2 protein-coding genes and 1 pseudogene are annotated in these 2938 nt (G+C 41.6%); all 3 read right to left on the minus strand.

Going from position 1 to position 2938, the window contains the following annotated elements; genetic code table 11:
• Positions 1-829, minus strand: an 829-nt coding sequence (locus H5072_RS15830) for a tryptophan halogenase family protein (protein ID WP_182694064.1), incomplete at its 3' end; no start/stop codon positions are given.
• Positions 822-2372: a tryptophan halogenase family protein gene (locus H5072_RS15835; protein WP_182694065.1), complete on the minus strand. Its 1551-nt coding sequence runs from the start codon at positions 2370-2372 to the stop codon at positions 822-824. The genes H5072_RS15835 and H5072_RS15830, both read right to left, overlap by 8 nt.
• A gap of 102 nt (positions 2373-2474) precedes the next feature.
• Positions 2475-2938, minus strand: a pseudogene (locus H5072_RS15840) (TonB-dependent receptor); the annotation flags it as partial.

The raw sequence follows: 2938 nt of genomic DNA on the forward strand, positions 1-2938 counted from the left end.
TGCCGACACGGTTTTGCAGCGGTATACGCCATTGCCAGCCGCTTTTGTGGGCAATAGATCGGGTAAGCGGTAATACGGTCTCGCTGGTTGATTTTGTTTGCACCGCAATGGCGCTGTTACACGGTAGTAAATGCGACCAGTCTTCGTAGCCAGTATGTAATGCTTGCTCTATTAATAAGCCTCTAAAGCCAGTGCAATCAATAAAAAAGTCGCCGTTAATGTGCTCGCCATTATTTAAAATCAATGATTCTATATGGCCCGTTTTAGGGTTTTTTACTACTTTTTGTATTTTACCTTCAATGCGTTTTACACCCAGTGGCTCTGAAAATTCACGTAAAAACTGCGCGTAACGCGTGGCATCCATATGGTAGGCATAGTTAATAGGGTTTTGCTGATTAAACGCAAACTTACCGGCTTTAGCCGCTTGCAGCTCGTAGCAGTAATCGCCAAATGGGTTGTTTATTCCAAGTGCTTTACCTTGCAGCCAAAAGTGATGAAATTCACCCGCCCAACATTCTTTGCCCGTTGCGCCAAATGAGTGAATATAATGCGTGTTTTCATCGCCCCAGTTTTCAAAGCTAATACCTAATTTAAAGCTTGCTTGAGTGGCTTTCATAAATGCTTGCTCGTTTATACCCAGCAATTTATGAAATGTACGAATAGGCGGAATTGTTGCTTCGCCAACACCTACAGTGCCAATATCGTCAGATTCAACAAGGGTTATGTTTATATTGTTACCAACTAGTTTAGCAAGTGCCGCTGCGGCCATCCAACCTGCAGTGCCGCCTCCAGCAATTACTACGTTTTTAACAGCGTTTGTTTTAGTCATTATGTGGCTGCCCATTATTTGATAAAAGATGATTTAAAAGCGCGCGATTACTTGGCAGTCCATTTAAGCACTGCGCTATTTTTTCGCGATTTTGCTGATAATAGTAATCCCCAGCGCGTGGGTCGTTAAATGTATTTTGTGCAGATACTGTTTGTGTATCAAAGCCCATGCCATATAAAACGTATTGGTAACTGCTTGATGAAAACACTTCTTCGTTTTCAATAAAATCAAAGCGGCTAGGGGGCTGAAATTGCCAAAGTTTAAGTAAGTTTTGCAGGCGCTCGGGCGCGGTATTTAAATTACTAATATCTTGCCAATAAGGAGTGTCGTCGCGCTCGCTTAGCACATAATGAAGTTTTAAAAACTCAATAACGCGCTGCCAACGAGTGCTAAAACGCTCATTAAAACGCGTTTCAAGCTGGCTCATATGGGCGCGGTTTTGCGGTAGTTGCTCGCTTATCATGCTAATTGAAAGCTCAACCATTGCAAGTGCTGACGCTTCAAGCGGCTCTAAAAAGCCAGCAGACATACCCACGGCAACACAGTTTTTAATCCAAAATTGTTCCCTGTAACCAGGGCTGAATTTTAATACGCGGTAGTTAAGTTGCTCAGCTTGTTGCTCACTGGTAGTTTTAGCTATGTAGCTTTTTAGAGTATTTGTTGCGCTTTCATCACTTTGATATTTACTGCTAAATACATAACCTGTACCACGGCGCGTTGGTAGGGCTATATCCCAAATCCAGCCGTTACTTTGCGCTGTAGATAGCGTAGCAGAGGCAATTGGTTGATTGATGTGTGCATTAGGTATTTGCGTCGCAACAGCGCTGTTATTAAATAAAATATGATCTTGCGCTATAAACTCACTATTAAAATGCTCACCAATTAAACGAGCGCAAGAGCCTGAGCAATCCATAAATAAATCACCTGTTATATCGCCATTATTATTTGTTTTTATTGCGGCAATATAGCCATGTTCGTCGTTAATAACCTCGGTTACATCGTCAATAATATGTGTAACGTTTAGATTTTTAACACAGTGATTTTTTAAAAACTCAGCAAATTTACCCGCATCTAAATGATAGCCATAGTTGGTGACCGCTGCATATTCGGGAGTTTGTAATTGTTTTGGTGCAAGTGCTGCTTGGCATACAAAGCTTTGCATATTAACAACGTCGGCAAACTTTTGGTTAGGTGCAATGCGTTGCCAACTGGCGTGTAAATTAGTGTGCTCGTAGCCTTGTGGATTCATAAAAGGGTGGTAGTAGTTTTCTCCCTCGCTGAGGTTGCGCCAATTTATAAATTTAGAACCTTGCTTAAATGATGCGTCGCACTGGGTTATAAAATCACTTTCTTTAATGCCAATGCGCTGTAGGGTGTTGCGCATTGACGGCCATGTACCTTCGCCGACGCCCAATATAGGCACATTTTCCGACTCCACTAACGTTACATTAAGGTGCGGGTGTTCGGCAGCTAATAAGCCTGCGCTTAGCCAACCGGCAGTGCCACCGCCTAAAACGACTATTTTTGTTATTGGTTTGGTCATGAGTTAACACCCTAAAGTTGATAACAATTAAACTAGCATTAATACTGTTTTAAATACAAAAAAGCCGCTAGTAAAAACTAACGGCTTTACTTTGTATCACCTTTAGAAGTTGTAACGCATACCAATATTGTAACGTGCACCTAGCTGTTGTAGGTTCCACAATTGTGCTGACGTACGGCCATGTTCGCGGCTGTTTTGTTCAGTAATGTTAAGGCCTTCAACAAAAAACGATAGTTGTTCGCTGTAGTTGTACGCAACATTAAAGTCGATTTGATAATATTCTTCAGTAAAGCCTGGCTCGTTTACGTATCGAGCTGCGCTATTTAAAAACTTATCACGCCAGTTGTAAGCAATACGTGCTTGAAAATCATCGTTTTCGTACATTGCAATAAAGTTAGCTGTATCGCTTAAACCCACTAGTGCAAATTGTGTTGTAGTAGGGTCAGCGTTTACATCAAAGTCTATGTCGCCATTAACTGTGGTGTAGTTTGCTTGCACACCAAAACCGCTTTCACCAAAAAAGTGCTGAAAGGCAATTTCAAAACCATCAATGGTGGCATTTTTAT

It is taken from the genome of Pseudoalteromonas sp. SR45-5 (assembly GCF_014163565.1).
Taxonomy (GTDB): domain Bacteria; phylum Pseudomonadota; class Gammaproteobacteria; order Enterobacterales; family Alteromonadaceae; genus Pseudoalteromonas; species Pseudoalteromonas distincta.

Coding starts and splice junctions, on each gene's coding strand:
- H5072_RS15835 (WP_182694065.1), bottom strand. CDS start 2,372: ATGACCAAACCAATAACAAAAATAGTCGTTTTAGGCGGTGGCACTGCC.